Source organism: Glycomyces tritici, from assembly GCF_030403505.1.
In genome coordinates this window covers 92,875-119,871 of the sequence record NZ_JAUEMJ010000003.1, presented here as the reverse complement: position 1 = coordinate 119,871, position 26,997 = coordinate 92,875, and the positions used below count along the sequence as shown (strand labels likewise).

General features: G+C 71.0%; 26 protein-coding genes and 1 pseudogene. 16 read left to right on the top strand and 11 right to left on the bottom strand.

Annotated features, from left to right (window positions below; genetic code table 11):
* Positions 1-46 precede the first annotated feature (46 nt).
* The 5 genes from QWI33_RS11050 to QWI33_RS11030 all read left to right on the top strand — a co-directional run bounded on the left by QWI33_RS11050 (position 47) and on the right by QWI33_RS11030 (position 5,362).
* Positions 47-523, top strand: a complete 477-nt coding sequence (locus tag QWI33_RS11050; protein ID WP_289955556.1) for a hypothetical protein — start codon at positions 47-49, stop codon at positions 521-523.
* Positions 524-646: 123 nt separating this feature from the next.
* Positions 647-1,450, top strand: coding sequence for a glutamate racemase (gene murI, locus QWI33_RS11045; protein ID WP_270121045.1), 804 nt, complete (start codon positions 647-649; stop codon positions 1,448-1,450).
* A 6-nt stretch (positions 1,451-1,456) separates the two neighbouring features.
* The gene (locus tag QWI33_RS11040; RefSeq protein WP_289955552.1) at positions 1,457-2,215 is read left to right on the top strand and encodes an MBL fold metallo-hydrolase; all 759 of its coding nucleotides are present in this window, start codon (positions 1,457-1,459) and stop codon (positions 2,213-2,215) included.
* Positions 2,216-2,284: 69 nt separating this feature from the next.
* On the top strand, positions 2,285-4,081 hold the full coding sequence (locus tag QWI33_RS11035; protein WP_289955551.1) for a hypothetical protein: 1,797 nt from the start codon (positions 2,285-2,287) through the stop codon (positions 4,079-4,081).
* A gap of 39 nt (positions 4,082-4,120) precedes the next feature.
* The gene (locus QWI33_RS11030) at positions 4,121-5,362 is read left to right on the top strand and encodes a deoxyguanosinetriphosphate triphosphohydrolase (RefSeq protein WP_289955549.1); all 1,242 of its coding nucleotides are present in this window, start codon (positions 4,121-4,123) and stop codon (positions 5,360-5,362) included.
* A gap of 132 nt (positions 5,363-5,494) precedes the next feature.
* Here QWI33_RS11030 and trmB read toward each other — a convergent pair whose 3' ends face one another.
* Both trmB and QWI33_RS11020 read right to left on the bottom strand, forming a co-directional pair.
* Entirely contained in the window at positions 5,495-6,184 is a 690-nt protein-coding gene (gene trmB / locus QWI33_RS11025; protein ID WP_289955548.1) for a tRNA (guanosine(46)-N7)-methyltransferase TrmB, read from the bottom strand.
* A gap of 56 nt (positions 6,185-6,240) precedes the next feature.
* Positions 6,241-7,071, bottom strand: a complete 831-nt coding sequence (locus QWI33_RS11020; RefSeq protein WP_289955545.1) for a hypothetical protein — start codon at positions 7,069-7,071, stop codon at positions 6,241-6,243.
* A gap of 379 nt (positions 7,072-7,450) precedes the next feature.
* Between QWI33_RS11020 and QWI33_RS11015 the strand changes: the two genes are divergently transcribed.
* Complete coding sequence (locus QWI33_RS11015; protein WP_289955543.1) at positions 7,451-10,120, top strand: sigma-70 family RNA polymerase sigma factor; 2,670 nt, start codon at positions 7,451-7,453, stop codon at positions 10,118-10,120.
* A gap of 59 nt (positions 10,121-10,179) precedes the next feature.
* Entirely contained in the window at positions 10,180-10,707 is a 528-nt protein-coding gene (locus tag QWI33_RS11010) for a GtrA family protein (protein WP_289955542.1), read from the top strand.
* Between the two features lie 67 nt (positions 10,708-10,774).
* On the opposite strand, the gene QWI33_RS11005 is transcribed toward QWI33_RS11010, so the two are convergent.
* From QWI33_RS11005 to QWI33_RS10995, 3 genes are all read right to left on the bottom strand, one after another.
* Positions 10,775-11,299 carry a PH domain-containing protein gene (locus QWI33_RS11005; protein ID WP_289955540.1) on the bottom strand — a complete coding sequence of 175 codons (525 nt, stop codon included), beginning with the start codon at positions 11,297-11,299 and terminating at the stop codon, positions 10,775-10,777.
* A 194-nt stretch (positions 11,300-11,493) separates the two neighbouring features.
* A complete protein-coding gene (locus QWI33_RS11000; RefSeq protein WP_289955538.1) occupies positions 11,494-12,486 on the bottom strand; it encodes a hypothetical protein in 993 nt (330 codons plus the stop codon).
* Positions 12,487-12,544: 58 nt separating this feature from the next.
* Complete coding sequence (locus tag QWI33_RS10995) at positions 12,545-13,342, bottom strand: biotin--[acetyl-CoA-carboxylase] ligase (protein WP_289955536.1); 798 nt, start codon at positions 13,340-13,342, stop codon at positions 12,545-12,547.
* A gap of 33 nt (positions 13,343-13,375) precedes the next feature.
* Between QWI33_RS10995 and QWI33_RS10990 the strand changes: the two genes are divergently transcribed.
* The 4 genes and pseudogenes from QWI33_RS10990 to QWI33_RS10975 all read left to right on the top strand — a co-directional run.
* Positions 13,376-14,959 carry an acyl-CoA carboxylase subunit beta gene (locus QWI33_RS10990; RefSeq protein ID WP_353895399.1) on the top strand — a complete coding sequence of 528 codons (1,584 nt, stop codon included), beginning with the start codon at positions 13,376-13,378 and terminating at the stop codon, positions 14,957-14,959.
* Positions 14,960-15,230: 271 nt separating this feature from the next.
* Positions 15,231-16,244 carry an NYN domain-containing protein gene (locus QWI33_RS10985; protein ID WP_289955532.1) on the top strand — a complete coding sequence of 338 codons (1,014 nt, stop codon included), beginning with the start codon at positions 15,231-15,233 and terminating at the stop codon, positions 16,242-16,244.
* A gap of 6 nt (positions 16,245-16,250) precedes the next feature.
* Complete coding sequence (locus QWI33_RS10980; protein WP_289955529.1) at positions 16,251-16,460, top strand: acyl-CoA carboxylase subunit epsilon; 210 nt, start codon at positions 16,251-16,253, stop codon at positions 16,458-16,460.
* Positions 16,457-17,104: pseudogene (locus QWI33_RS10975) on the top strand (Maf family protein); the annotation flags it as partial. The gene QWI33_RS10980 and the pseudogene QWI33_RS10975, both read left to right, overlap by 4 nt.
* A 90-nt stretch (positions 17,105-17,194) precedes the next feature.
* On the opposite strand, the gene QWI33_RS10970 reads toward QWI33_RS10975, so the two are convergent.
* The gene (locus tag QWI33_RS10970; protein ID WP_289955528.1) at positions 17,195-17,884 is read right to left on the bottom strand and encodes a GntR family transcriptional regulator; all 690 of its coding nucleotides are present in this window, start codon (positions 17,882-17,884) and stop codon (positions 17,195-17,197) included.
* A gap of 112 nt (positions 17,885-17,996) precedes the next feature.
* Between QWI33_RS10970 and QWI33_RS10965 the strand changes: the two genes are divergently transcribed.
* On the top strand, positions 17,997-19,175 hold the full coding sequence (locus QWI33_RS10965) for an amidohydrolase (RefSeq protein ID WP_289955526.1): 1,179 nt from the start codon (positions 17,997-17,999) through the stop codon (positions 19,173-19,175).
* 149 nt (positions 19,176-19,324) lie between these two features.
* Here the strand turns inward: QWI33_RS10965 and QWI33_RS10960 are convergent, their stop codons facing one another.
* A complete protein-coding gene (locus tag QWI33_RS10960) occupies positions 19,325-19,867 on the bottom strand; it encodes a thioredoxin family protein (RefSeq protein ID WP_289955524.1) in 543 nt (180 codons plus the stop codon).
* Between the two features lie 124 nt (positions 19,868-19,991).
* Here QWI33_RS10960 and QWI33_RS10955 point away from each other — a divergent pair, with 124 nt between their 5' ends.
* On the top strand, positions 19,992-20,849 hold the full coding sequence (locus QWI33_RS10955) for a sulfotransferase domain-containing protein (RefSeq protein ID WP_289955522.1): 858 nt from the start codon (positions 19,992-19,994) through the stop codon (positions 20,847-20,849).
* Between the two features lie 165 nt (positions 20,850-21,014).
* Here QWI33_RS10955 and QWI33_RS10950 read toward each other — a convergent pair whose 3' ends face one another.
* Positions 21,015-21,797 carry a MerR family transcriptional regulator gene (locus QWI33_RS10950; RefSeq protein ID WP_289955520.1) on the bottom strand — a complete coding sequence of 261 codons (783 nt, stop codon included), beginning with the start codon at positions 21,795-21,797 and terminating at the stop codon, positions 21,015-21,017.
* A gap of 95 nt (positions 21,798-21,892) precedes the next feature.
* Here QWI33_RS10950 and QWI33_RS10945 point away from each other — a divergent pair, with 95 nt between their 5' ends.
* From QWI33_RS10945 to QWI33_RS10935, 3 genes are all read left to right on the top strand, one after another.
* On the top strand, positions 21,893-22,588 hold the full coding sequence (locus QWI33_RS10945; protein WP_289955518.1) for a DUF2306 domain-containing protein: 696 nt from the start codon (positions 21,893-21,895) through the stop codon (positions 22,586-22,588).
* Positions 22,589-22,610: 22 nt separating this feature from the next.
* Complete coding sequence (locus QWI33_RS10940) at positions 22,611-23,036, top strand: GNAT family N-acetyltransferase (protein ID WP_289955516.1); 426 nt, start codon at positions 22,611-22,613, stop codon at positions 23,034-23,036.
* 115 nt (positions 23,037-23,151) lie between these two features.
* A complete protein-coding gene (locus QWI33_RS10935; protein WP_289955514.1) occupies positions 23,152-25,293 on the top strand; it encodes a HelD family protein in 2,142 nt (713 codons plus the stop codon).
* Between the two features lie 3 nt (positions 25,294-25,296).
* On the opposite strand, the gene QWI33_RS10930 is transcribed toward QWI33_RS10935, so the two are convergent.
* The 3 genes from QWI33_RS10930 to QWI33_RS10920 form a co-directional block, all read right to left on the bottom strand.
* Positions 25,297-25,539 (bottom strand): hypothetical protein, encoded by a 243-nt coding sequence (locus QWI33_RS10930; RefSeq protein WP_289955511.1) that lies wholly within the window; start codon positions 25,537-25,539, stop codon positions 25,297-25,299.
* Positions 25,536-25,838 (bottom strand): hypothetical protein, encoded by a 303-nt coding sequence (locus tag QWI33_RS10925; protein WP_289955510.1) that lies wholly within the window; start codon positions 25,836-25,838, stop codon positions 25,536-25,538. The genes QWI33_RS10930 and QWI33_RS10925 overlap by 4 nt, the downstream gene beginning before the upstream one ends.
* A 312-nt stretch (positions 25,839-26,150) precedes the next feature.
* Complete coding sequence (locus tag QWI33_RS10920) at positions 26,151-26,837, bottom strand: lysoplasmalogenase (protein WP_289955508.1); 687 nt, start codon at positions 26,835-26,837, stop codon at positions 26,151-26,153.
* Between the last annotated feature and the right edge of the window lie 160 nt (positions 26,838-26,997).

Here is a 26,997-nt window from a genome sequence, read left to right as displayed (position 1 = left end):
GGTGCGATCCTGAGTCGTCCTCAGTGGCTTTGCTAGCCTGGGCCGTATGAGTCCCGCCGGCAAGCTCAAGCTGCGTTCCGTCTCGCTCCGCAAGCCGAGCGGTCCGCCAAAGCAGGGCACGGCCCCCGAAGGCGCGGCCGCGGAGAACGCCTGGGGGAGCAGCCCGGTGCCGAAAGTGGAGAAATCCGCGCTCGGCAGCATCCAGGGCGGCATCACGGCTGCGAAGGACCCCGCGCCGCTGCGCCCCGAGAAGCCCGCGGTGCGCCTGCGCCGGCTCGCCGGCGTCGCCAGCTGGGCGCTCGTGCTCGTGCTCGCCGGGGTCGCGACCGCGGTCGTGGGCCTCTTCCGCGTCTTCGGTGAAAGCCCCGCCTGGTTCACGCCCGCGTTCATCACCTGCGGCGTGATCGGCATGCTCCTGACGATGATGGCCTTCGCGACACTGCGCTTCAAAGGCGTGCCGTGGATGTTCATGGCCGCCGCCACGATCACCCTCTTCGCCGCGTTCGTGATGCTGCGCGCCTAGCACGCCGGGCCCCGCCGCTCGTTCGAACACCGATCTTGTGGCGATCGCCACCCTGTCATTTTGGCGACATTCCCGTGACGAGCAGGGGCGCTTCAGGCCCGTTTGGACGTACGCTCGTAGCCCATGAACGACGCGCCCATCGGGATCTTCGACTCCGGTGTCGGAGGCCTGACCGTCGCCCGATCGATCAGCGAACTGCTGCCCGCCGAGCAACTGGTCTACGTCGGCGACACCGCCCACGTCCCGTACGGTCCCAGGCCCATCGCCGAGGTCCGCAAGCTTTCACTCGACGTCTGCGACCACCTGGTCGAACAGGAGGTCAAGGCGCTCGTGATCGCCTGCAACTCCGCTTCGGCCGCGAGCCTGGCCGACATCCGAGACCGCTACGACATTCCCGTCGTCGAGGTCATCCGGCCCGCCGTCCGCCGCGCCGTCGCCACGACGCGCACCGGCCGGGTCGGGGTCATCGGGACGGTTTCGACGATCTCCTCGGGTGCGTACCTGGACGCGTTCAACGCCGTCCCGGACGTCAAGGCGACCGCAGTGGCCTGCCCGGCGTTCGTGGATTTCGTGGAACGCGGTGTGACAACCGGCCGACAGCTCCTGGGCCTCGCCCAGGGGTACCTTGAGCCGCTACAGCAGTCGGACGTCGACACTGTCGTGTTGGGCTGCACCCACTATCCGCTGCTGTCGGGACTCATAGGACTGGTGATGGGAGAGGACGTGACACTGGTGAACTCCGCGAGCGAGAGCGCGCGCGAACTCTACCGCGTGCTCACCGACCACGACCTCCTGGCCGCCCGCACCGACACCCCCGAGCACCGGTTCCTCGCGACCGGCGACCCGGAGGCCTTCACCAGGACCGCGCGGCGGTTCCTGGGGAACCTGTTCCCGAACGCGGCGGCGGCCGTACTGGACAAGGTGTGATCTGCCATGAAACTGACGGTTATCGGCTGCGCCGGCTCGTTCCCGGCACCCGACACCCCCTGCTCGGCCTACCTGGTCGAAGCGGGCGGCTACCGACTGCTCATCGACTTCGGCACCGGATCCCTCGGTGAGCTGCAGAAGCACCTCGACCCGCACCTGATCGACGCGGTCATCGTCACCCACCTGCACGCCGACCACTTCTTCGACGCCTGCGCGTACGCCGTCATGCGCCGCTACGCCTCCGACGCGCCGAAGCACCCGCTGCCGCTCTACGGCCCCACCGGCGTCGCCGACCGCATCGTCGCCGCCTACGGCGGCCAGGGCGAGCTGTGCAGCCCGAACATGCGCGACGTCTACGACTTCCGCGAGCTCCAGTCCGGCACGTTCGACCTCGGCCCGCTCACCGTCACCGTCGACCGCGTCGCGCACCCCGTGGAGACCTACGGCCTCCGCGTCGAGCACGCCGGGTCCTCCCTGGCGTACACCTCCGACTCCGGTCCGTGCCAGGCGCTCGAAGCGCTCGCCACCCATTGCGACGTGCTCCTCGCCGAAGCCTCCTACCTGGAGGGCCGCGAGAACCCGAAGGACGTGCACCTCACCGGGAAGGAAGCGGGGGAGTACGCCACGAAGTCCGGGGCCGCCCGCCTGCTCCTCACCCACCTCGTCGAGCCCTGGAACTCCAAGGACCAGACCCTCGCCGAGGCCCGCGCCGCCTACACCGGACCGGTCGAGGTCGTGCGCCCCGGCCAGGTCTACGAGTTCTGACCGCCCACCGAGCCGCATTTGGCACGTTCCCGGGATTCGGTTGTTGCACAAGGGCCGTAGCGTCGAAGGATGTCGAGCGATGCCAGCCCCCAGCCGTACCCCGGCGACCCCAACCAGCCGCCTCCGGGCGCTTACGGGCCGCCGCCGGGCGCGTACCAGCCCCCGCCCGGGGCCTACCAGCCGCAGCAGCCCCAGCCCTATGTGGAGCAGGGCGTGCCGCAGCAGCCGCCCGGGGCCTACGTCCCGCCCGGCGCGTACGCACCGGTCCCGGTGCAGGGCGGGAACCCGCGCGGGCGCGGCCCCAAGGTCGCCGTCGCCGCGATCCTCTCCGTCGTGCTCCTCGCCGCCGTCGGCGCGGTCGTCCTCTTCAAGTTCGTCCTGAACCAGGGCCCCGACCCGGCCGAGAGCTTCCCCGCCACCGCGACCATGTACGTCGAGCTCAACCTCGACCCCTCCTTCGACCAGACCCCGAAGCTCCTCGAGCACCTCCAGAAGTTCGAGGACCTCGAGGAGTACGACGACACGAACGAGCTCATCGACGGCTTCATCGACGAGTCCGGCATCGAAGGCGTCGACGCCGACGAGGACATCAACTCCTGGCTCGGGCGCCGCCACGGCCTCGCCACCTGGGAGCACGACGACCAGACCTTCGCCGTCCTGAGCCTCGCCAGCACCGACGCCGAGGCCGCCGAAGACGGCATGGCCCAGATCCGCACCGCCGCCGGCACCACCGAGGAGCAGTTCGCCTACACCGTCGAGGACGACCACGTCCTCGTCGTCATCGGCGAGACCGGCGCCGCCGACGCGCTCGCCGCCGCCGAGACCGAGGCCTCCGACCAGCCGCTCGCCGAGTCCGACCAGTACAGCGAGGCCCGCGCCTGGCTCGACGAGGACCAGCTCCTCGTCCACTGGGTCGACATGGAGGCCGTCGGCGACCTCGCCGAGATGACCTACGGCACCGAGAGCGAGGCCGTCAAGGACCTCTACTCCGGGCACCTCATCTACGGCTTCTCCGCCTTCGACCAGGGCTTCCAGCTCACCTACCGGATGTTCGGCGACGCCGACCACCTGTGGACCGGCACCGACGGGCTCGTCGAGTCCACGGGCGACCTGCCCGCCTCCGACATCGCCGTCTCCGCCTACGTCCCCGAGAACATCGACGAGGTCACCAAGACCTGGCTCGGCTTCTTCGAGGACTTCTACGGCGTCGACGCCGCCGCGTCGGAACCGGTCGAAGCCCCGCTCACCGCCGAGGAGTACGCCGAGTACCTGGAGCTCGACGCCCAGTTCTGGGCCGACACGCTCGCCCCCGAGGACGAGGCGCGCTACGCCGAGCTCGAGTCCCGCTTCTGGGCCGCCGGCACCGAGGACGACCCCTACGTCGAGGAGTCCTACGGCCCCGACTTCGGCGAGGTCGAATCCACCGTGAACGACCTCACCGGCCTCCTGGCCGGCGCCACCCTCAGCGGCGGCGGGAACTTCAGCAACGACGACGACATCGACCCCGACTCGCTCCACTTCGCCGCCCACCTCGCCGAGGAGCGCGCCCAGGAACTCCAGGAACTCATCACGACCTGGAGCGAGGGCGAGCCCCTCCCCGAAGGCATCGAAGTGGACGGCTCGGAACTGAGCTACGCCGGTCCGGCCACCGCCGAAGGCACGCTCGCCGAAGACGACCGCTTCAGCGACTTCGCCGCGAACACCCCCGGCAAGTGCTCCGTCGTCGCCTGGGTCGACCTCGGCCGCGCCGCCGAGGAGTACCCCGACGACTTCGCCGGCCTCGAACCGCTCTCGGCCTTCGCGTGGGCCCACGGCGCCGAGGACGGCGACGGCACCGGCGTCATGCGCCTCTACCTGAAGGATTAACGACTGTCGAACGGGATCGGCCGCGCTACGCTCGATGGCGTGACCGATCCCGTTCTCCGTACCCACCAGGCGCGCCGGCCCGCCGAGGAGCGGCTGGTCGCAGAGCCCGACTCGGTCCGCACCCCGTTCCAGCGCGACCGCGCCCGCATCCTCCACTCGGCCGGGTTCCGGCGCCTCGCCGACAAGACCCAGGTCCACACGGCCGGCACCGACGACTTCCTGCGCACCCGCCTCACCCACTCCCTCGAAGTCGCCCAGATCTCCCGCGAGATGGGCCAGGACCTCGGCTGCGACTCCGACGTCGTCGACGTCGCCGGGCTCGCCCACGACCTCGGCCACCCGCCCTTCGGGCACAACGGCGAAGACGCCCTCCACGAGGTCGCCGGTCCCTGCGGCGGCTTCGAGGGCAACGCCCAGACCCTCCGCGTCCTCGCCCGCCTGGAGGCGAAGGTGCTCGACGGCGAGGGCCGCTCCGTGGGCCTGAACCTCACGCGCGCTTCGCTCGACGCGACCTGCAAGTACCCGTGGACCGCCCGCGAGGGCGTGCGGAAGTTCGGCGTCTACGAGGACGACCGGCACGTCTTCGAATGGCTCCGCGACGGCGCCCCCGAAGGCGTCAAATGCCTTGAGGCCCAGGTCATGGACTGGTCCGACGACGTCGCCTACTCCGTGCACGACGTCGAGGACGGCCTCCACGGCGGCTACATCAACCTCGCGAAGCTCATGCGCGACACCGACGAGCAGGCCCGGGTCTGCGACGCCGTCGCGGGCCGCTACTCCGACGAGTCGCCCGCGGCCCTCGGCGAAGCGCTCCGCGACCTGCTGGCGGACCCCGTCCTGGCCGGCATCCACGACTACGACGGCTCGTTCGGCGCCATGGTCGCGGTCAAGAACTTCACCTCGACCATGGTGGGCCGCTTCGTGAACGCCGCCGCCAAGGCCACCAGGGAGCGGTTCGGCGACGGCCGGTTCCGCCGCTACGACGCCGACCTCGTCGTCCCCGAACGCGAACGCGTCCAATGCGCCCTGCTCAAAGGCATCGCCTGGTGCTACGTGATGCAGCCCCGCAGCGACGAGACCTGGTACACCCGCCAGCGCGAGATCCTCCAGGACCTCGTCGCCCTGCTCTGCGACCGCGGCGCGGACGCCATGGAACCGATGTTCGCCGAACTCTGGAACCGGGCCTCGGACGACACCGCACGACTCCGCGTCGCCATCGACCAGGTCGCCTCCCTCACCGATGCCTCAGCAGCGGCCTGGCACCAGCGCCTCACGGCCTGAGGCTCAGCCGAGCAAGCGAGCATCCCGTTCGCGCAGCACTGGCATCACCGATGCCGCGGCGCGGAAGTCCTCGCCGACGCGGAGCACCGTGAGGTCATGGCGGACCGCGGTCACGCAGACGAGGTACCCCTCTCAGCGCTTGGTGAAGATCAGGTCGAAGATCTCGCGGTCGGCCTTCACACCGCGGCGCTCGAACTTCGTGACCGGGCGGTGATCGGGGCGCGGGGCGTAGCCCTCGGCGGTGTTCGCGAAGGCCTCGTCCGCCGTGAGGACCTCGAGCATCTGCTCCGCGTAGTCCGCGATGTCCGTCGCGCAGTGGAGGACCCCGCCGGGGCGCAGGAGCCCTGCCATCGTCTTCACGTGCTCGGCCTGGATGATGCGGCGCTTGTGGTGGCGCTTCTTCGGCCACGGGTCGGGGAAGTACACCCGGATCTCGTCGAGCGACCCGGGCGCGATGCCCTTCCACAGCAGCGGCAGGGCGTCGCCCTGGTAGATCCGCAGGTTCGTGAGGCCGCGCGCTTCGGCGCGGTCCATGAGGTCGGCGATGCCCTGCGGGTAGACCTCGACGGCGAGGAGGTCGCGGTCCCGGTCGGCGTCGCCCATCGCGGCGGCGGCCTCGCCGTTGCCCGAGCCGATCTCGAGGATCACGGGCGCGGTGCGGCCGAACAGCTTCGCGAAGTCGATGCGGCCCTCGTCCGGCTCCCAGTCCAGGCCATAGCGCGGCCACAGGCGCGCGAAGGCCTCGTCGTGGCGGGGCTTGTTGCGTCCTTGACGGAAGTTGAACGTCAGGATGTGGCGGTGCTGCGATTCCTCATCAGGCATAACCGGGCAAGTTTAGCGGCAGGCCCGGTGTGCGCTGCTTCATGAGCGGCGCGGCGTCAGCGCTCGAGCTTCGCCGGCGCCTCGTAGGAGCGCCCGCGCACGCCCGCGGGGCCGTCGGGACGGCGCGGGTCGGGGCGCGGCGGCGGCGGGGCCTCCTCGTCGAGCGAGCCGTTCTCGAACAGGAACGACTCGCGGGGGCCGAGCTCCTCGTCGTCGTCCTCGTCCCCGTCGGGCTGCTCGGGCACGTAGGTGGGCGGGCCGACCTCGTCGTGCTCGGGCTCGGCCGTGATCATGGCCTTGGGCCGGCGGCCCGCCCGGCGCCGGCGCTTGGCGCGCTCGCGCAGGAAGTAGACGTAGCCGCCGAGGGCGACCGTGGAGAGGCCCGCGCCGACCCAGAAGCCGGGGCCGGCGATGGCGACGCCGGCGAGTTCGAGCACGGTCAGTGCGATGAGCACGTAGAGAATGCGGCGGTGGCGCCGCCGCCACCATTCGGCGCGCATCCGCCGGAGCCTGGCCTGCTCGTGCATCTCGGGGTCCTCGCCGGTGTACGACTCGTCGGCCTTCAACCGTACCGAGTCGCCGCGGCGCGTGCCGCGCCGCTCCCACCCGCGTGAGTTCGATTGCGCCGGAAGGTCTTGGCCGTCGAGGAGTTCGTCGAGGGAGTCGTCCTGCCCGGACGGGCTCCCGGCGTGCTGGAGTTCGAGCTCGGCGGTGTCGTGGGAGGCGGGCCGGGTGGGGCGGTGGCCTTCGCGGTCGAGGACGCGGGCGTCGGACGAGGCCCGGTCGGCGATCATGCGCTCATCAGGGTCGTAGCGGCGCACCAGGGCCGGGGTGAGGGCCAGCAGGGCGGTGGCGGCGAGGAGTGCGAGTAGGACGGACGCGGGCATCGTTCACCTCCCTTGCGTCGAAGTCGGCCGGGAATGCGTTAGCAAACTGTACGCAATGGCCTGACGTAATTCCGACAGTTGCCTGGAACCAGGACGGGAAGTCCCAATACGATCACACCTGGTCACAATCACATCACAATCCATGGTTATGACGGGTTTTTGCCCTAAACTCACTGCAATGTCCAGTTCGCCGGAAGCCTGCCCGAACGGCTGAACGGGCGCAACTCGAGACGTACTCGATCGTTAAGTCAAGGAAGGCTCGCAAAGGGGGACGGCGAGTACACCTCCCACTCGGCAGTGAAGTCCCCGCCCGCGAGCAGACACCCGAGCCCCCCGATCGTACGAGCTCGGCGCAACCTGGAAGGAGCACCGGCGAACGATGCCCGAGACCGTCCCCGCCGGCGATCCCCGCCACCTGGACCCGGACCCCGGCGACAACCCCGAGACCCGCTCCGATCCCGAACTCATCGCCGCCACCCGCGGCGGCGACACCACGGCCTACGCCGTGCTCTACGAACGCCACGTCCACTCCGCGCGCCGCCTCGCCCGCGTCCTCTCCCGCGACCCCGCCGGCGCCGACGACCTCGTCTCCGAGGCCTTCGCCAAACTCCTCCACACCTTCCGCGAAGGCGGCGGCCCCGACCTCGCCTTCCGGCCCTACATGCTCCAGACCCTCCGCAACACCTTCTACGACCGGGTGCGCCGCGACAAGAAGGTCGAGTTCACCGACGACCTCACCGCGCACGACTCCGGCGAGATCTACGTCGACCCCGCCGTCGAGGGCCAGGAGCGCCGCTACGCCGCGCTCGCCTTCGGGAAGCTCCCCGAGCGCTGGCGGATGGTGCTGTGGCACACCGAGGTCGAGGAGGACTCCCCGGCCAAGATCGCCACCATGCTCGGCATGACCCCGAACGGGGTCTCCGCGCTCGCCTACCGCGCGCGCGAGAAGCTGCGCCAGAACTACCTGAGCGAGCACGCGGCCGACTCCCCGCGCGAGGAGTGCCGCTGGACCGTCGACCGGATCGGCGCGCGCGTGCGCGGCAAGCTCGGCGAGCGCGACGCCACCAAAGTGGACGACCACCTCGACTCGTGCGTCACCTGCAACCTGCTGTTCGCCGAACTCACCGAGTTGAACTCGGGCCTGCGCGGCGTCATCGCCGTGATCTTCCTGGGCGGCGCGGCCTCGCCGTACCTGGCGGCGGGCGCGGTCTCGGCCGCGGGGATCGCGTTCGGCGGCGTGCTCGCGTACCTGTTCACGCCGTTCAAGGCCGTCGCGAACTGGATCCGCCGGATCGTGCAGCAGCTCGGCACCAAGGGCACCGTCGCCACCAGCACCGCCGCGGCGGTGGTCGCCGTCGTCGCGATCGTCGCGCTCAGCGGCGAGGAGGAGCAGCCGCCGCAGGCCGCCCCCGAGGAGCCGGTGGTCCAAGCGGACGACCCGGAGGCCGAGCCCACGGCGCCCGGGCCCCCGCCGCCCGACGACGTGCCCGAGCCCGACCCGGAGGACCCGGCCGATCCGCAGCCCGAACCCGAGGACGAGTCCGAGGCGCCCGCCGAGCCGGCCGCGTACGCGATCGAGCACGGCCTGGGCTCGAGCGGCCTCGTGGCCGGCGGCGAGGCGATCCTCCCGATCCGCCTCGCACCGCCCGGCGGCACCGGCGGCGGCTACGCGCCGGTGACCGAGCGGGCCGAGAGCGAAGACGGTGCGGGCGACGCCGATGCGAATGAACGACCGGCCGAATCGTCTGGGGCGCAAGCGGATACAGAAGCTGCAGAACGACGCGGCGGCGGCTACGCGGCCCCCGTCGGGCGAAACGACGGCGAAGCGGCCCCGTCCCCGCCCAGCGGTGACGGTCAGGCGGCGCTGCTCGAACGCAGTGGTACCGGCGAAGCGGCCCCGGTCGAACGGCACGGGCAGGCCGCCGCTGATCGCGTCACGCTCGACATCACGATGCCCGCGGGCATCACGCTCGCTTCGGAGACCGCCGATCCCGGCTGGACGTGCGACGAGGACGGCGCGGTCGTCCGCTGCACGATCCCGGCGATGCCCGACCCGGCGGAGGCCAACGTGCGCATCCTCATCGGGGAGGAAGTGAGCGGCTACCAGACGTTCGAGGTCGCGGTGGAGGGCCCGGGCATCAGCGGCACCACGTCGCTGCAGGTGCCGATCGCGCCCGCCGGCAGCGAGGTCGGGTACGCGAGCGTGGACGCCACGGGCGTCACCGCGGCCGGGAACACCTGGCTGACCTGCTCCGTCCCCGGCTGCAGGGAAGTGGTGCGCATCGGCGGCGGCGAGCAGTGGCCGATGAAGGCGTACAAGGCCGCGACCGCGCCCGCGGGGCGCGAAGGCGAGGCCGTCTCGGGGGCGGTGCTCGAGGTGCCGGAGGGGGCCGAGATCCAATGGGCGGGCCTGTACTGGGCCGGTGTCGAGGACGGCCTGCCGACGGCGGTCTCGCTCGCGGGGCCGGGCGGGTCCTGGACCGCGCTCAGCGCCGAGGCGATGCGGGACACGAGCCCCGGGAAGCAGGCGTTCGTCGAGGTCACCGACCTCGTGTCGGACGGCGGCGCGTACTGGGTCGCGACCGACAACCACCAGCTGCCGACCAGCGAATGCGACCACTGGCCGATCGACCTCGGCGCCGAGTGCGCCGAGCGGCGCTGGGCGGGCTGGTCGCTCACGGTGGTGTACGCGGAGCCGGGGGCGCCGGCCACGGAGGTCGCGGTCTACGACGGTCCGCGCGCGGCTGACACCGAGATCGAGGTCGAGGACGGCGGCGAGGTCCAGGTCGCGGCGACGCTCTGGGGCGGCTCGGGGTACCGCCGCGGGGACAGCCTGAGCGCGGGCGGGCAGGGGCTCGGCGAGCCGGCGACCTGCCGCGCGCACGGGGCCGTGGAGAACCCGGACTGGTACGCCTTCGGCGTCGACGTGAACGTGTACCGGGTGGCCACGGGCGAGGACGCGGTGATCCGCTTCGAACGCGGCGACGACCCGTTCACCGTGGGCGTGGTGGCGGTGGCGGCCCCGGTCGGCGACGACACCACGAAGTAGGCCCGGCCGCGCATCTCGGCGGTATCGCTCCCGCGCTGCTCCGGGTAGGCTGTGGCTTGATGTCGACCTCCATTGAGACTCCGTCGCCCCCGGCCCGCCGCGGCCTCACGGGTCTGTTCGTGCGCGCCATTGACCTGCTGAAACGCCACGCGGCCGAGCTGATCCGCTTCGCCGGGGTCGGCGGTGTGGCCTACGTGGTCGACATCGGGCTGTTCAACCTGATGTTTCTCGGCCTCGACTGGTCCGAGTGGTACGCCAAGATCATCTCCGCCGTCATCGCGATGACCGTCGCGTTCTTCGGGAACCGCCACTGGACCTGGCGCGAGCGCCGCGGCAGCGCCGCCGCCCACCGCCAGTACGCCCTCTACTTCTTCTTCAACGGCATCGGCCTGCTCATCGCCCTCGCCTGCCTCTGGGCCAACTCCGGTCTCGCCGCGGTCTGGCCGCAGTACTTCGACAACGACCTCGCGGTGAACATCGCAGGCAACATCGTCGGCGTCGGCCTCGGCTCGGTCTTCCGATTCTTCGCCTACCGCACCTGGGTCTTCCGGCACGACCCCGAACTGGCCCGGTCCTCGGTCGGCTGACGCAGCCCCGGTCGACGCAGAAGGCCCGCGCCGCAACGGCACGGGCCTCTCGTCACGCCTCGGGCGGTCAGGTGCCGTCGGCCGCGCCGGCACGACGCGAGCGGTCGTCCTCGGCCAGCTGGTACAGCAGCGCCTTGGTCTTGTCGACCTTCGGGACGTCGATCAGGTTGATCTCGCCGTCGTCAGAGGCCGAGTCGATGTTCATGTCGCCGAACCCGAAGATCCGCTCCCAGACGTTCTGGGTGTACGACACGGTGTTCACGCGCGCCAGCGGGATGTGGCGGCTCTCGCGGGTCACGAGGCCTTCGCGCCACATGATGCGCTGGTCGGTGATCACGTAGTGGGTGGAGCGCCAGCGGATCCACGGCAGCACCGAGAGCCAGATGAGCAGGGCCAGGAAGAGCACGACTTCGGCGAGGATCAGCCACAGGGACCAGCTCTCGTCGATCCGCGCGGTGAACGTGATCGCGATGGCGCCGATGGCGAGGAAGACGACGAACCACAGGACGGGGCCGACACCTTCCTTCCAGTGCGGGCGGGTGTGCAGCTTGACCACTTCACCGCGGGCGAGTTGATCGTCGGGATATCCCACTGCGGACCTCCAGGAGTGAGAACGGGCGGGGGCAGGACGCATTCACGGCCCGCAGGCTTCACCGAGGCTGCCAGTCCGCGGTTCGCAAGTCGTGCCATGGGTACAAATACCAAAAGCACAGTACAACACCCAGGCATCGCGGTTCGTCCCCCGATTCGGGCGAAATCCCTGAACCCGTCGGCCGCTCGCTTTTGCTATGGCACCCAACCGTTCTTCGCGGCGTGCCAGCCCAGCTGGATGCGGGTGTCCACGTCGGCCAGATCCATGAGCTCGCGCACGCGGCGCTGCACGGTCCGCAGGCCGATGCCGAGCTTCGACGCGATCGACTGGTCCGTGAGCCCGGCGATCAAGAGCCCCAGCAGGACCGCGTCGTCCTCGTCGATCCGCTGGGCGCTGCTGGACGCGGTCGTCGCGGGGATGCCCGCCGACCACAACTGGTCGAACAGCGCGCCCGCGAGCTCCACGATGGAGCGGTTGCTGGTGACGATCGCCTTCGGGCGTCCGCCGCCCTCCTCCATGAGCGCGGTCTTGTCGTCCACGATGAGGAGCTTGAGCGGCAGCCGCTTCGCGAACCGCACCTCGTCGCCCGAGGCGAGCGCGTGGCGCAGGTAGTCCGAGTACGGGTCGATGTCGAGCACGCTGCGGTCGAAGAGGATGCGGTGGCAGACCCCGCGGGCCTGCAGGCCCTCGTGCAGTGCGGTTTCGGGGACGGGCAGGACCATGGGCGGGCGCACGAACGTGCGCAGCCGCTTCTCGGCGCTGGCCTTGAGCTGCCGCAGGCGCGAGCGGATCGCGACGGGGCCGGAGACGACCTCCCAGCTGCCCTGCTCGCGGCCGCCCGGGCCGGGGCCGGCGCGGTGGATCTCGAGGAGTTCGCGCAGGGCCTCGTACTCGCCGAGGACGTCGCCGAGCTGAGAGGCGATGCGCCCGCCGAGGACGGTGTCGGGTCCGACGGCGCGGAAGCTGGAGTCGGCGACCATCGTGGCGAAGCCGTCGTCCACCAGGCGCATGAGGACGTCCCTGGTGCGGCCGGGCGGGAGTCCCGAGTCGGCCGCGAGCTGCGAGACGGAACCGTCCGACTTGGACAGCAGGAGCCGGTAGAGCCCTTCGGCCTCGGGGTCGAGGCCGGTCGGCCCCGGAGGCTGCCGGGCCTCGAAGGGTTCGTCGCCGTGCGCCTGGTCGGCCAATGCGCTGCTCCTTCGCTGCTGTGCTTCACGGCGCCGCGCCGCGCGGGATGTCGGGGCGCTAGCCCTGGGGCCGCAGGTGGACGATGTCGCCGGCGGCGACGGTCTCCACGGTGCCGTCAGGGGCGGCGATCCGCAGGCAGCCGTTCTCGTCGATGCCCGCGGCGCGGCCGGTGAGGTTGCGGCCGTTGGGGAACGATACCGCGACGTGGCGTCCCAGAGTCGCCGAATTGCGGCGCCACCGCTCGATCACGGAGCCCGGTCCGCGCTCGTTCCAGGTCTCGTAGACGGCCGCGACGTGGGCGAGGAAACCGGCGGCGATCTCGGTGCGGTCCAGTGTCGAGGCCCCGGCGATCTGCAGCGAGGTGGCCTCGGGGACCGGCAGCTCCTCCTCGGTGAGCGAGACGTTCAGCCCGGCGCCGACGATCACCGCGTTCCCCTCGACCTGGGCGAGGATGCCGCAGACCTTCCGGCCGTCGATGAGGACGTCGTTGGGCCACTTGAGCTTCGCACTGACGCCGCACACGGCCTTGAGCGACTCCTCGAGGGCGACGGCGGTGAGGAGGCTCAGCGTGCCCCACTGCTCGCGCGGCACGGTGGGCCGCAGGAGGAACGACATGGTGAGTCCGGCGCGGGGCGGGCTCACCCACTGGCGGTCGAGGCGGCCGCGGCCGTGCGACTGCTCCTCGGCGATGAGGACCTTCCCCTGGGGAGCGCCGTGCTTGGCGGCCTCGGCCAGGTCCGCGTTCGTCGAACCGGTGACTTGCACCACATCGAGCTCGGTCCAGAAGCCGGACTTCTCCGACAACAGCGACCAGAGCTCGTGCCGGTCCAGTGGCTTTCTCATCGGTGTGCTCACGCACATAGCGTAGCCACAGGGAAGGCCGATACGATCCGAGTCGTGACCGACATCGACTTCCACACGACCGCCGGGCGGCTCACCGACCTGGCCGAGCGCCTCTCCGAATCGGCCACCGGGAACCCCCGGGCGATCGAGAAGCAGCACGAGAAGGGCAAGCGCACCGCCCGCGAACGCCTCGAGCAGCTGCTCGACGAGGGGTCGTTCGTCGAACTGGACGCCTTGCGCAAGCACCACTCGACCAGCTTCGGCATGGAGGCCAACCGGCCGTACGGCGACGGCGTCGTCACCGGCTACGGCACCATCGAAGGCCGCGAGGTCTGCGTGTTCGCGCAGGACTTCACCGTCCTCGGCGGCTCGCTCGGGCAGGTCTCGGGCGAGAAGATCACCAAGATCCAGGACCTCGCGCTGCGCACCGGCCGCCCGATCATCGGCATCTCCGACTCCGGCGGCGCCCGCATCCAGGAAGGCGTGGCCTCCCTCGGCGGCTACTCCGAGATCTTCTTCCGGAACGTGCGCGCCTCCGGCGTCATCCCGCAGATCTCGCTCATCATGGGCCCCTGCGCCGGCGGCGCCGTCTACTCGCCGGCGATCACCGACTTCACCGTGATGGTCGACCAGACCAGCCACATGTTCATCACCGGACCCGACGTCGTCCGCGCCGTCACCGGCGAGGACGTCGGCATGGAGGAGCTCGGCGGCGCCCGCACCCACAACGCGGTCGCGGGCAACGCCCACTACCTGGCCTCGGACGAGACCGACGCGCTCGAGTACGTCAAGCACCTCCTCTCGTACCTGCCGTCGAACAACCTCGACGAGCCGCCCGCCTACGAGTCCAAGGACGTCGAACTCGACCTCACCGCCACGGACCTCGAACTCGACACCGTCATCCCCGACTCGGCGAACCAGCCGTACGACATGCACAAGGTCCTCGAATCGGTGCTCGACGACGGCGAGTTCCTGGAGACCCAGGCGCTGTTCGCGAAGAACATCATCACCGGGTTCGGCCGCCTCGACGGCAAGCCCGTCGGCGTCGTCGCCAACCAGCCCATGCACTTCGCCGGCTGCCTCGACATCGACGCCTCGGAGAAGGCCGCGCGGTTCATCCGCTTCTGCGACGCCTTCAACATCCCGATCATCTCCTTCGTGGACGTCCCGGGCTTCCTGCCGGGCACCTCGCAGGAGCACGACGGCATCATCCGCCGCGGCGCGAAGCTCATCTACGCGTACGCCGAGGCCACCGTCCCCAAGCTCACCGTCGTCACCCGCAAGGACTACGGCGGCGCGTACTGCGTCATGGGCTCCAAGGGCGTCGGCGCCGACCTTAACCTGGCGTGGCCGACCGCGGAGATCGCGGTCATGGGCTCCCAGGGCGCGGTCAACATCCTCTACCGGCGCGAACTCGCCAAGGCCGACGACGAGCAGGCCAAGCGCGCCGAGCTCATGGCCGAGTACGAGGAGAAGCTGAACAACCCGTACGTCGCGGCCGAGCTCGGCTACATCGACGCGGTCATCCAGCCGCGCGAGACCCGGGCGATGCTCGTGCGCGGCCTGCGCATGAACGCCTCCAAGCGCGACGAGCTGCCCGCCAAGAAGCACGGCAACATCCCGCTGTAGCGGGCACCGAGAGGGCGGCGGGGGCCGTCGCGCAAGCACGGTTCGCACGCTTCACCGCGGCCGGCCCCGCCGCCCTTTGCCGTTTCCTCTCACCCGATCCGGTGAGACCCCCACGCGTCCGCCACGCCGCCCGCGCCCGCTACCGGGCGAAACCGCTTTGCCACCCAAAGCGTCGCGCACCACTCCCATCCCTGGAGCCCGATCCGGGTACCGTCTTATACAGCTGGGGGAAGCGGGACAATTCGTCCCGCCCGACGATTGGGAGTGGGCCATGACACCTTTCGGAGGGATGCTGCCAGGATCGCCGTCCCGGCGGTACGCCATATTGATCGACGTCGGCTACCTCTACGCGGCGGCGGCGGAGCTCCTGCTCGACGCCACCTCCCGCCGCGACTACCGCGTCGACGCCGAGAAGCTCATCAAATCCCTCATCGAACGCGCCGCCCACCACCTCTCCGACGGCGAACTGCTCCGCCTGTACTGGTTCGACGCCGCCCGCGACCGCGTGCCCACCGTCGACCAGCGCGTCATCGCCAACATGGAATTCGTCAAAGTCCGCCTCGGAAACCTCAACTCGCGCGGCCAGCAGAAAGGCGTCGACGCCCAGATCCGCTCCGACCTCGAACTGCTCGCCCGCCACCACGCCGTCCACGAGGCCATCCTCCTCGCCGGCGACGAGGACATGGTCCCCGCCGTCGAGGTCGCCCAGGCCTACGGCGTGCGCGTCCACCTCTGGGGCGTCGAGCCGCCCTACGGCACCAACCAGGCCGAGCGCCTGGTGTGGGAGTCCGACACCGTCGCCACCATCGAAGCCGAAGACCTCCGGGCGTACTTCACCAAGAGCGGCACCGCCGCCGCGGCCACGTACAGCATGGTCGGCGCGCCCATGACGCAGCCCGAACCGCGTGTGCCCAGCCCGGCCGCGGTCTTCGGCCAGCGCCAGTCCGTGGCCGTCACCATGAACGCCGCCGAGGCGCTGGCCCAAGCCGAGTCCGCTCGGCCGAAATTCGTCCGCACCACGCAGACCGGTGAGAAGCTCGACCCCGAGACCGTGCGCCAGATCGGGGAGTACGTGGGCCACAAATGGCTCCTGACCAGGGGCGCGGACAACATAGCGGATCTGCTCCCCGGCCCCCAGCTGCCCACGGTCATCGACAAGGAGCTGCTGGTGGAAGCCGAGAAGGAACTCGGATACTCTCTACGCGACCACCCGGAAGCGCGGATCTGGGTCCGCGACGGCTTCTGGGAGCGGGTGCACCGCGAATTCGATATCGACGAGGAGTAGTTCTCGATGAGTCTGGAACTCAAGGTCGTCCGTGGCAACCCCACAGATGAGGAGCTCGCCGCGCTGGTCGGGCTGATCACGGCCCTGCCGCGCCCGGTCGAGGAGTCCGAGGCGCCGAGCCGCCGGGCCGCCTGGTCGAACCCGGGGCTGCAGCTGCGGGTGCGCCGGTCCTGGCGCGACACCGCGGTCCCGGCCCGCAGGGGCATGGACCGTTGAGCCGACCGTTCGTCCTCGCTTCGCAGTCGCCTGCGCGCCGCGAGCTGCTGAAGGCGGCCGGGATCGAGCCGCAGGTGATCGTCTCCGGCGTCGACGAGAGCCAGGTGATGGGCCACGACCCGGCCGAGCTGGCGGCGACGCTCGCGGAGATGAAGGCGAACGCGGTCCTGAACCTGGTGGGCCCTGATTCGCTGGTGCTGGGGTGCGACTCGGTGCTGCACTTCGGGCACGAGATCCTCGGCAAGCCCGGCGGGCCCGAAGAGGCGACGTCGCGGTGGAAGCGGATGCGCGGGAACTCAGGGACGCTCTACACCGGGCACTGCCTGATCGACGTGGCCGCCGACCGGCAGATCGTGCGCTCGGCGGGGACGGTCGTGCACTTCGCGGAGGTCTCCGACGAGGAGATCGCCGCGTACGTGGCGACGGGGGAGCCGCTGCACGTGGCCGGCTCGTTCACGCTCGACGGCTACGGCTCGGCGTTCATCGACCGCATCGACGGCGACCCGGGCACGGTCATCGGCCTCTCGATGCCGCTGCTGCGCAACATGCTCGGTGAGCTGGAGATCGCGCTGCACAGTCTCTGGCGTTACGCGTTACGCGTTACGCGTTACGCGTTACGCGCCGGGGCGACGGCCGCGGCGCGTAGGGCATGCCCCTTCCCACCCGCATCCGCCTCCGACCAACCGAAAAGGACCACACTCCCACAAGGGTCCGACATTCCGCGTATCCGCAGGTCAAGACGCCTGCGGCTTCGCCGTGCGCGCCGGTCGGCGGCGGGTCTTCGTGGCCTCGTTGGGGTCCACCGCTTCGAGCCGCCAGCGGCGCGTCGCCGCCAGGGTCGGGCCGCGCCCGTCCTCGATGTGCGCCAGGGCGATCGCGGCGGCCCGGTCGGGGTCGGCCGCTTCGAGCGCTTCGAGGAGTTCGGCGTGCTCGAGGCGCTGGCGGTCGGGGTCGCGTTCGGCGGACAGGTGGAAGAGCCAGCGCATGCGCGCTTCGAGGGGCTCCATGATCTGGGCGAGGAGCGGGTTGCCCGCGGCGGCCGTGACCTCGCGGTGGAAGGCCGCGTTGGCCTCGGTGAGCGCTTCAGGGTCGGCCTGGGGGCGGACGCAGTCGCGCAGGCGGGCCAGGGCCTCGGGCCCGGCTCCGGTGGCGGCGAGGCGGGCGGCGAGCGGTTCGAGTCCGGCTCGCACGTCGAGGAGGTCTTCGATGTCCTTCGGGGTGGGCACGGTGACGATGCTGCCCTGGCCGGGGACCGTGGTGACGAGGCCGTCGGCCGCCAGGCGCTGCAGCGCCTCCCGCAGGGGGATGCGGGAGACCTCGAACTCGGCGGCGAGGTCGCGTTCGATGAGCCGCGCGCCGGGCGTGAGGGCGACGGTGACGATGCGCTCGCGCAGGGCCTGGTAGACCTGTTCGGCTCGGGTCATGGCGCTTCTCTCTCCGCGGGCCCGGCCGGTGGCCGGGGGTCGGTGCAACGGTATACCGTCTCCATTAGTGGTATACCGCTATGGGCGGGAACTGAGGCGAGAGGATCTGCACATGACCGACCTGCTGCTGCGCGACGCCCGGCTCTGGGGCCGTGAGGGACGCACCGACCTCCTGGTCCGCGACGGCACCATCCACGCCGTCGCGGACTCGCTCGAGAGCGACGGCGCGATCGTCGAAGACCTCGCCGGCGCCGTCGTCATCCCCGGGCTCGTGGACGCCCACGCCCACGTCGACAAGACCCTGTGGGGCGGCCCCTGGGTGCCCCGCACCGCCGGGCCCGGCCTCGCCGCGGCCATCGCGTACGGCGCCGAGCGCCGCGCCGAGTTCGGCGTCCCCAACCCCGACTTCATCACCGCGCTCCTCACCAACATGGTCGTCTCCGGCACCACCCACGCCCGCTCCCACGTGGACATCGACCCCGGCATCGGCATCGGCGCCGTCCACGCCGTGCGCGAGGCCGCCGAACGCCTCGCCGGGCGCATCGACGTCGAACTCGTCGCCTTCCCGCAGACCGGCATCCTCGCCAGTCCCGGCACCGCCGCCCTCCTGGACGAGGCGCTGCAGGTCGGCGTCAAGTCGATCGGCGGCATCGACCCCGAGGGCTTCGACGGCGACGCCGAACGCCACCTCGACCTCGTCTTCGCCCTCGCCGAGAAGCACGGCGCCGAGATCGACATCCACCTCCACGACGGCGGCGACCTCGGCATCCGCGAGTTCGACATGATCATCGAGCGCACCCGCGCCCTCGGCTACACCGGCAAGGTCGTCATCAGCCACGCCTTCGCGCTCTGCGACGCCGACGACGCCACCCGCGCCCGCCTCATCGCCGACCTCGCCGAACTCAAGATCGGCCTGACCTCCGTGGCGCCCAAGAAGATCCTGCCGCTGCGCGAACTCGACGAAGCCGGCGTCGCCATGGGCATCGGCAACGACGGCGTGCGCGACCTCTGGAGCCCCTACGGCACCGGCGACAACCTGCAGCGCACCCAGTGGTTCGCCCGCAACGCCGGCTACAGCAAGGACGCCGACATCGAACTGGCCCTGGAGGCCGCGACCTTCGGCGGCGCCCGCCTGCTCAAGCTCGACGGCTACGGCCTCGCCGTCGGCGACAACGCCGACCTCGTCGCCGTCGCCGGACGCAACCCGTCCGAAGCCGTGCTCGAGCACCACCGGCGCAAGCTCGTCGTCAAGAACGGCACCGTGGTCGCCCGCGACGGCGCACTCGTCTGAACCGCGGGGCGAACGACGCTCGGGCCGCAGAGCGAACGACGCTCGGACCGCCGGACGGCCGACTCGTCCCAGCCGCCGGGCGGCCACTTCGTAGGGGCCGCCGACGACCACGCCGTCCGGGCCGCCGGGCGGCTACACCTGCTGAACGGCTACGACCGCCACTTGATGCCGCACCCCGTCGACGGGTAGTGCGGCTCGGGCACCGGCTCGCCCCGGCGGACCAGCTCGATCGCGCCGGCCAGGTACTCCCCGGTGACGGGCACGCCGTTGCCGGGGGTCGAGCCGTCGAACGCGCCCCGGTAGGCGAGCGTGCGGTCGGGCCCGTACAGGAAGAAGTCCGGGGTGCAGGCCGCGCTGTAGGCGCGGGCGACCTCCTGCGACTCGTCGACCAGGTACGGGAACGTCCAGTTCGCGCGCGCCACCTGGTCGGCCAGGCCCGCGGGCGCGTCGTCGGGGTAGTTCACGGCGTCGTTGGAGCACACCGCGACCACGTCCAGGTCCACCTGGCCGGCGGCGAAGGACCCGAAGGCCTGCTCGATGTGCCGCACGTAGGGGCAGTGGTTGCACACGAACGCGAGCAGCAGCATCGGCGCGTCGAAGCCCGCGAGCGACCGCACCTCGCCCTCGAGGTCCGGCAGCGAGAAATCGGGGGCGGGCGTGCCGAGCGGCACCATGCTCGAGTTGAGGGCCAAGGGAATCGCACTCCTCACTAGTCGGACCGTCCACCCATCGTAGGCGGCCGCGCAGAAAAAGGCTGCGTCCGTTCCCCTGCTGCCCTAAGCTCTTCCGGTGCTTCCCCACAGATACGTCTCAGACATGGAAGACAGCCACCGCTGGCTCGGCTTCCCCGCCCGCGACGGCGACATCGTCATCAGCACCCGCTCCAAACACGGCACCACCTGGACGCAGATGATCTGCGCCCTCCTGGCCTTCCAGACCCCCGAACTCCCCGCGCCCCTGTCGGAACTCTCGCCCTGGCTCGACTGGACCATCGCGCCCGCGGACGAGGTCTTCGCCCGGCTCGAAGCCCAGCGCCACCGCCGCATCATCAAGACCCACACCCCGCTCGACGGCATCCCGATCCGACCCGAGACCCGCTACATCGTCGTCGCCCGCCACCCCCTCGACGCCGCCGTCTCCCTCTACCACCAGGGCGACAACATCATCCGCGAACGCGTCGCCGAACTCACCGGCGAGCCCGTGCCCGAAGCGAGAAGCGGACCCCGCCCCGAACTCCGCGACTGGCTGGCCGGCTGGACCCGGTCCCACCACGACCCGCGCGAAGCCCCCGACATGCTCCCCGGCGTCATGGCCCACCTCGCCGACGCCTGGGCCCGCCGCGATGCGCCGAACCTCCTCCTCGTCCACTACGCCGACCTCGCCGCCGACCTCGACGGCGAGATGCGCCGCATCGCCGCCTGGCTCGACATCGAAGTGGACGAATCGCGCTGGCCCGAACTCGTCAAAGCCGCGACCTTCGGCGAGATGAAGGCGAAGGCCGCGCACACGGCCCCGGACCCGGCGGGCCTCTTCCGCAGCCGCGACGCCTTCTTCCGGAACGGCACGTCGGGTTCGGGGGCGGCGCTCCTGGGCGACGAGGCGCTGGCGGCCTACACGGCACGGGTCGCGCAGATGGCCCCGAAAGAACTGCTGGACTGGCTCCACCGGCCGTGAGCCGGGAGCCGTGAGAAGTGCGGCGGGGCTCCAGGCCAGGTAGATGGAGCCCCGCCGCCGGCCGTCTCGACTACCCCACTTCGTCGGACGGCCTCCTGGTGATGGCGGCAAAGTCTCTCGTCGAGCAGGCTTGGCCTCTGCCGCCGCGCCATCAGGTGCGTGGAATCAGCGTAGAACCGCCCATTCGACTTGCACAGTCGAAAACCCGACAAGTGCAGACATTGCCATTTTCGCATGGACGGGCTCCGCGACGGGCGCGGACGGTCCGGCATCAGCATCCCTTGTGGATAAGGAACATTCAGGATCGGCCCGATCGTGATCGGGCCCTTTGATGTCGCGGCCGGAGATCTCGACCTGGGCGATGCGCCGGAGGGTCGTCAAGAGCGCGTCGCCGAGCACGGTCCCCACGATCATCGTCTCGAGAATTTCGTCGCGCTCCTCGCGCTGCATGAGGAGGTGGATGTCGGCCTCGGCCACCTGCTCGGCCGCGAGCGCGTACCGGTCCTCGTGTTCGACCATGTCGGCGAGGCCGAGGAGGCGCAGGCGCCCGATGACGTCGGCGAGCGTCCGCAGATGCGGGTGGTCGAGCGGAATCCGGTCCCAGCCGCGCCGCCGCACGATCGCCCGCGCCGTCTCGAGGTCGGCCTCCTCGGGCTCCTCGATCGGCGCGCGGTGGCTGGCGAGGGCCCGGCTGGCGACGCCGAGGGCGCTGTCGAGGTCCCGGCCCGGCTCCTCGACCTCGGCGATGACCTCGCGGACCTTGGCGATCGGGAGCGCGCCGGTCTCGACCATGGCGCGGACCAGCCGCAGCCGCCGCACGTGCTCCTCGCCGTAGCGGACCTGGTTGTGGCCGGTCCGCTCGCCGCCCGAGACGAGGCCTTCGCGCACGTAGTACTTGATCGTGGCCACGGGGACCCCGGTCCTGGCGCTGAGCTCTCCGATTCGCATGCGTCCTTCATACCCGAGCGGCGGTTGTGACCTGTCCGATTTAGTGATAGCTTGACTATCGATAGTTTAGCTCACGACACTAGGAGCACCCCCTCATGAGCGCCACCCTCACCGCCCCGAAGCGGGCCGGCTCGAGACGCGGCCGCATCGCGGTCGTCGTGGTCGCGGTCGCCGGCGTCGCGATCGTCCTCAGCGCCGTACCGCCCTACCTCGCGGGGGTGGAACCGCGCGTGGACCTCCGCGAGAACGTCCCGTTCCACCTCCCGGTCCTCGTCGCCCACGCCGCCGCCGGGGGCATCGCGCTCCTGGTGGGGCCGTTCCAGTTCTTCGGCTCGATCCGCCGCAGGCACCCGAAGGCCCACCGCGTCCTCGGCCGCGTCTACCTGCTCGGCGGGATCCTCCCGGGCGCGCTCACCGGCATCGTCGTCGCCGTGCTGACCACGGCCGGGCCGATCGCGCTCGTGACGTTCGTGTTCCTCGACGTGTTCTGGCTCTACTCGGCCTGGCGCGCCTACCGGGCGGTGCGGGCGCGCGACTTCGCCGCGCACGAGCGGTGGATGCTGCGCTCCATGGCCGCGACCTTCGCCGCCGTGATGCTCAGGGTCTACCTGGGCCTGTTCATCGTCGTGCAGCTGCCGCTGCTCGACGGGTTCTACGGCGGCGACTTCGACGCGCTCTTCAGCGTCGCCTACACGGCCTCGATCGTCGGCTCGGTGGTGCTCAACCTGCTGTTCATCGAGGTCTACCTGCGCCGCAAGGAGAGCCGCCGGATTTCCGTTGGCGCGGCCTGAGCGGCGGGCATAGGTTGGAGCGATGAGCGACGCGTACACGATCTCCTCCGACCCCGACCGGCTCGACCGCGAGTGGATCCACAAGGTCATCTCGACCGACACGTACTGGGCGATGGGCCGCACCCGCGAACGCAGCGACCTCGCCATCGACCACTCGCTCCCATTCGGGCTCTACGACGGCGACGGCCGCCAGCTCGCGTTCGCGCGGCTGGTCACCGACCACGCGTACTTCGCGTGGCTCAGCGACGTGTACGTCGACCGGGAGGCGCGCGGCAAAGGGCTGAGCAAGCGGCTCATCGCGCACATCCTGGAAGAGGCCGAGCGGATGGGCCTTAAACGGGTCCTCCTGGCGACCGGTGACGCGCAGGGCCTCTACCGCCAGTTCGGGTTCGAGGAGATCGACGACGACTACTCCTGGATGTACCGGGTGCGGCCCGCGCAGCCCTGAGGAGGGCGGCGGCGGGTCCCCAGGGTGCGCAAGCACTCCCTCGTCCATGATCGCCGGACGGGTGTCGTCGCGACGCGCTAGGCTGGTGCGTTCCCGAATTCGAGCGAGGAGCGCAGTGTCCCAGGAACCAGGCCCCGCCGACGCCCAGCACGACCAGGACGTCGACACGACGCACGCCGTCCCCGTCCCCGATCCGGCCAGCACCCCCGAGCAGGAGATCGCGATCGAGCAGCGCTTCGTCGACCGCGTGTACGCGCGCGTCGACGTGCTCCGCGGTGAAGCCGAGGGCAACCGCGACTCCGGCTACGCCCATCTCGCCGCCACCGTCCCCGGCGCGCGGTACGAACGCGACGTGTTCGTGTTCCAAGCCGCCCGCCGCATCGCCGACCTCGACTCCCAGCACGAGGGGCTCGTCTTCGGGCGCCTCGACTTCGACGACGGCAAGGTCCGCCACGTCGGCCGCCTCGGCGTGCGCGACGAGGAGTACCGCACCCTCCTGGTCGACTGGCGCGCGCCCGCCGCCGCCCCGTTCTACCGCGCCACCGCCCTCGACCGCCAGGAGGTCTCGCGGCGCCGCGTCATCCGCTCCTTCGGCCGCACGGTCGAAGAGATCAGCGACGACCTGCTCAATGAGGACGCCGGCGAACGCCTCCCCGTGATCGGCGACGGCGCGCTCATGGCCGCCTTGGGCCGCAAGCGGACCGGGCGGATGCGCGACATCGTCGCCACGATCCAGGCCGAGCAGGACGCCGCCATCCGCGCGCCCGGGCGCGGCGCCACCATCATCACCGGCGGGCCCGGCACCGGCAAGACCGTCGTGGCCCTGCACCGCGCCGCGTTCCTGCTCTACCAGGACCGCAGCCGGTACGAGGCCGCCGGCATCCTCGTCGTCGGCCCCTCGGCCGTGTTCATGAAGTACATCGGGCGGGTCCTCCCCAGCCTCGGCGAGGAGACCGCCGCCCTGTACTCGCTCGGCGAGCTGTACGCCGGCGTCGAGGCCACCCGCCAGGACCGGCCCGAGGTCGCGGCCGTCAAGGGCGGCACCGTGATGCTCCCGATCCTGCGCCGCCTCGTGCGCCAGACGCCCCCGGGCGCCCCGAGCGAACTGCGGATCGTCTACCGCGGCGACGTGTTCAAACTCGACGCCGCCGAGCTCGCGGCCGCCCGCGCCCGCGTCTTCGAGAAGGAGCCGCGCCCCAACCTCGCCAAGACCGAGGCCGGACGCGCACTGCTGGTCGCCTTGTGGCGCAAGATCAAACCGGTCATCGAAGAGGCCGAGCCGGCGAAGTTCTCCCGCGACGTGGGCTCGCGCGGGGAGTTCCTCACCTTCCTCGACCACTGGTGGCCCGACCTCGACCCGGCCGACGTGCTCGGCTGGGGCGGCGACGTCCGCCGCCTCGCCTCCGCCGCCGAAGGGCACATGAAGAAGGAGGCGATCGAAGGCGTCGCCGCCTCGCTGCGCGAGACCGACTTCTCGATCCCCGACGTGGCCCTCCTCGACGAGCTGCGCATCCTCCTCGGCGTGAAGCCCCAGCCCCGCGGCCGCGACCGCATCCGCTCGTGGGACGGCATCCAGGAGGTCTCCACGGTCCAGGACCGCTACTACGACCGGCCCGAACGGCAGGCGCGCGACGCGTTCTACGAGGACTACGCGCACGTCATCGTCGACGAGGCCCAGGACCTCTCGCCCATGCAGTGGCGCATGCTCGGACGCCGCGGACGCGGCGCCGGGTGGACCATCGTCGGCGACGAGGCCCAGTCGAGCTGGCCGCGGCCGAGGGAGAGCGCCGACGCCCGCCGCCGCGCCGTCCCCAGCGGGCGCCTCCACGAGTTCCACCTCACCAAGAACTACCGGAACTCCAAAGAGGTCTTCGAATACGCCGCCGACTGGGCGAAACCGCGCCTGCGCAACATCGACCTCCCCGAGGCCGTGCGCGAGACCGGTGTCGCCGTCGTCGAGAAGACCGTCGCCGCCGACGCCCTCCTCCCGGAGGTCGCGGGCGCGGTCGTCCAGGCCCTCGCCGCCGTCGAAGGCACCGTCGGCATCATCGCCCCCTACGGGCGCCACGCCGAACTGGCCGACATCGTCCACGACGGCCGCGTGACCCTCGTGGGCCCCTTGGAGTCCAAGGGCCTCGAATGGGACGCGGTCATCGCCGTGGACCTCGAAGCCGTCGCCAAGGCGCACGGCGCGGGCGTCGCCTATGTGGTCCTCACCCGGGCCACGCAGCGCCTCACCAGGATCGACCTCGCCTAGCCGTCAGCCCTCGGGAGTGTCCTGGCCGCGACGCCGCTCGGACCTCCTGAGGGCGTAGAAGAACAGGACGGCCACCAGGATCCCCGGCCCCATGTGGACCAAGAGGACGCCGATGAGGCTCGGGCCGCCCCAGTCGTTCTCATAGCTCGACGGGTCGCCGAAGTCGATCACGAACGGCTCGATCAGGGCCCGGACGATGAAGAAGCCGCCGATCACGAAGGCCAGCAGCCACAAGACGCGTTTCATGACCCGACTCTAGTGCCGCCCGCCACCCGGCGCTGGTACCGCTTGAGCAGCGCCGCGGACAGCGCGGTCGCAGCGACGAGCGTCGCCGTAGGCAGCCACACCAGGTTCGGGCGGTCCTCAGCGGACACCGGCTGCCAGTGGGAGCCACCGGAGCCGAGGAACGCGAAATCGGTCCATCCGGAGGACGAGTAGCGGGCGACCCGGTCCCCGGGCTCGACGGCATCGCCCGTGACGACCTCGATCGCCTCCGACCACGGCGCGGGGCCCTGTCCCCATGCGGTGTAGCGGTACTCCGTCACCTCGCACGAGCGGACGACACCGAAACCGAGCGGGCCGCGCTCGCACCCGCCGACCCCGACCACCTCCACAGTGGGATAGGCGCGCTCCGAACGGGGCGCCGTACGCGAACCGGACTTCGACCGCCAGCTGTACCAGGGCGATGACGGCCAGCACGCCGACGAGGTCGACGAGCATCCTGCGCCGACTGCGCGACCACTTGGGCCGTTCGGACCGGTGAGGCTCAGCGGGGATCAGGAAGCGCAGCGCCAACGTCACGCCGCCGAAGACCAGGAACGCGAACACGAGGATCGCGGCGATGTCGACCAGCGAGCTCATGCGGCGGCCTCGCGGGGAAGCGCCCTGATGGTGCCGAGGACCAGGAGCAGTTGCGCCGCAGCATACGTCGCCATCACCGCCTGCGACTGCAGCGGGAAGTCCACACCGGCCACGCCCAGACCGAGGACCAGGTCCGAGACCACGAACAGCACCCCGCCGAGCGCGGCCTCGCGGTTGAGCCCGGCCGCTGCCGCCGCCATCGCCACCAGCAGCAGGCTGTACACCGCCACCGGAACCGCGAGGTCCCCGAGTCGCGGCCACAGGACAAGGTTGGCGCCCAACCAGACCGCCAGATAGCAGGCGGGCGCCAGGAAGCGCCGCCGCAGCGGCAGCGCCCCCAAGCGGGCGAAGACCGTGAAGTACGTGATCTGCATGAGGCCGAACAGGCCCATGCCGACCAGGAACGCCGTCTCGCCCTCCACCAGCAGCGCGATGTCCGCTGCGCAGGCCAGCAGCAGGCCGAGCCCGAACAGGCGGGCCGGGCGCATGCCCGGCTGCGTCGAGACGATCAGATGGGCGAGCAGCAGGAGCGCCAGCGCGGGCTTGGACGCCCAGCGGAGCGCACCGAGATCGAGGCTGATCGCGGCGAGGTCCACCGCGATGGCGATCGCGAACGCCCACAGCCAGAAACGCGCAGGGAAGCGCACCAGCAGCGAGCGGGCCACCAGGAGGGGAGGGTTCATGGGTGCCGGAGCCTATCAGAGCCCGCGCCCGCCGCCGACCGGTCGCGGGCCGGTCGTCGGCACGCGTCGGCGCTCGGCGCATCGATCGCGGATCGCCTGGAAGCGCCGGCGCGGTGCTCGCGGAGCCTCGCCTGCCGCGGACCACGCGGATCGCCGGAAA

What these genes read in the sequence shown, in the direction of transcription:
- QWI33_RS10940 (WP_289955516.1), top strand. Translation starts at nt 22,611, where the DNA reads ATGAGCGACGCGTACACGATCTCCTCCGACCCCGACCGGCTCGACCGC.
- QWI33_RS10950 (WP_289955520.1), bottom strand. Translation starts at nt 21,797, where the DNA reads ATGCGAATCGGAGAGCTCAGCGCCAGGACCGGGGTCCCCGTGGCCACG.
- QWI33_RS10970 (WP_289955528.1), bottom strand. Translation starts at nt 17,884, where the DNA reads ATGACCCGAGCCGAACAGGTCTACCAGGCCCTGCGCGAGCGCATCGTC.
- trmB (WP_289955548.1), bottom strand. Translation starts at nt 6,184, where the DNA reads ATGCCTGATGAGGAATCGCAGCACCGCCACATCCTGACGTTCAACTTC.
- QWI33_RS11015 (WP_289955543.1), top strand. Translation starts at nt 7,451, where the DNA reads ATGCCCGAGACCGTCCCCGCCGGCGATCCCCGCCACCTGGACCCGGAC.
- QWI33_RS11035 (WP_289955551.1), top strand. Translation starts at nt 2,285, where the DNA reads ATGTCGAGCGATGCCAGCCCCCAGCCGTACCCCGGCGACCCCAACCAG.
- murI (WP_270121045.1), top strand. Translation starts at nt 647, where the DNA reads ATGAACGACGCGCCCATCGGGATCTTCGACTCCGGTGTCGGAGGCCTG.
- QWI33_RS10930 (WP_289955511.1), bottom strand. Translation starts at nt 25,539, where the DNA reads ATGAAACGCGTCTTGTGGCTGCTGGCCTTCGTGATCGGCGGCTTCTTC.
- QWI33_RS11040 (WP_289955552.1), top strand. Translation starts at nt 1,457, where the DNA reads ATGAAACTGACGGTTATCGGCTGCGCCGGCTCGTTCCCGGCACCCGAC.
- QWI33_RS10980 (WP_289955529.1), top strand. Translation starts at nt 16,251, where the DNA reads ATGAGTCTGGAACTCAAGGTCGTCCGTGGCAACCCCACAGATGAGGAG.
- QWI33_RS11050 (WP_289955556.1), top strand. Translation starts at nt 47, where the DNA reads ATGAGTCCCGCCGGCAAGCTCAAGCTGCGTTCCGTCTCGCTCCGCAAG.
- QWI33_RS10985 (WP_289955532.1), top strand. Translation starts at nt 15,231, where the DNA reads ATGACACCTTTCGGAGGGATGCTGCCAGGATCGCCGTCCCGGCGGTAC.
- QWI33_RS10965 (WP_289955526.1), top strand. Translation starts at nt 17,997, where the DNA reads ATGACCGACCTGCTGCTGCGCGACGCCCGGCTCTGGGGCCGTGAGGGA.
- QWI33_RS11020 (WP_289955545.1), bottom strand. Translation starts at nt 7,071, where the DNA reads ATGCCCGCGTCCGTCCTACTCGCACTCCTCGCCGCCACCGCCCTGCTG.
- QWI33_RS11010 (WP_289955542.1), top strand. Translation starts at nt 10,180, where the DNA reads ATGTCGACCTCCATTGAGACTCCGTCGCCCCCGGCCCGCCGCGGCCTC.
- QWI33_RS10920 (WP_289955508.1), bottom strand. Translation starts at nt 26,837, where the DNA reads ATGAACCCTCCCCTCCTGGTGGCCCGCTCGCTGCTGGTGCGCTTCCCT.
- QWI33_RS10945 (WP_289955518.1), top strand. Translation starts at nt 21,893, where the DNA reads ATGAGCGCCACCCTCACCGCCCCGAAGCGGGCCGGCTCGAGACGCGGC.
- QWI33_RS10955 (WP_289955522.1), top strand. Translation starts at nt 19,992, where the DNA reads ATGGAAGACAGCCACCGCTGGCTCGGCTTCCCCGCCCGCGACGGCGAC.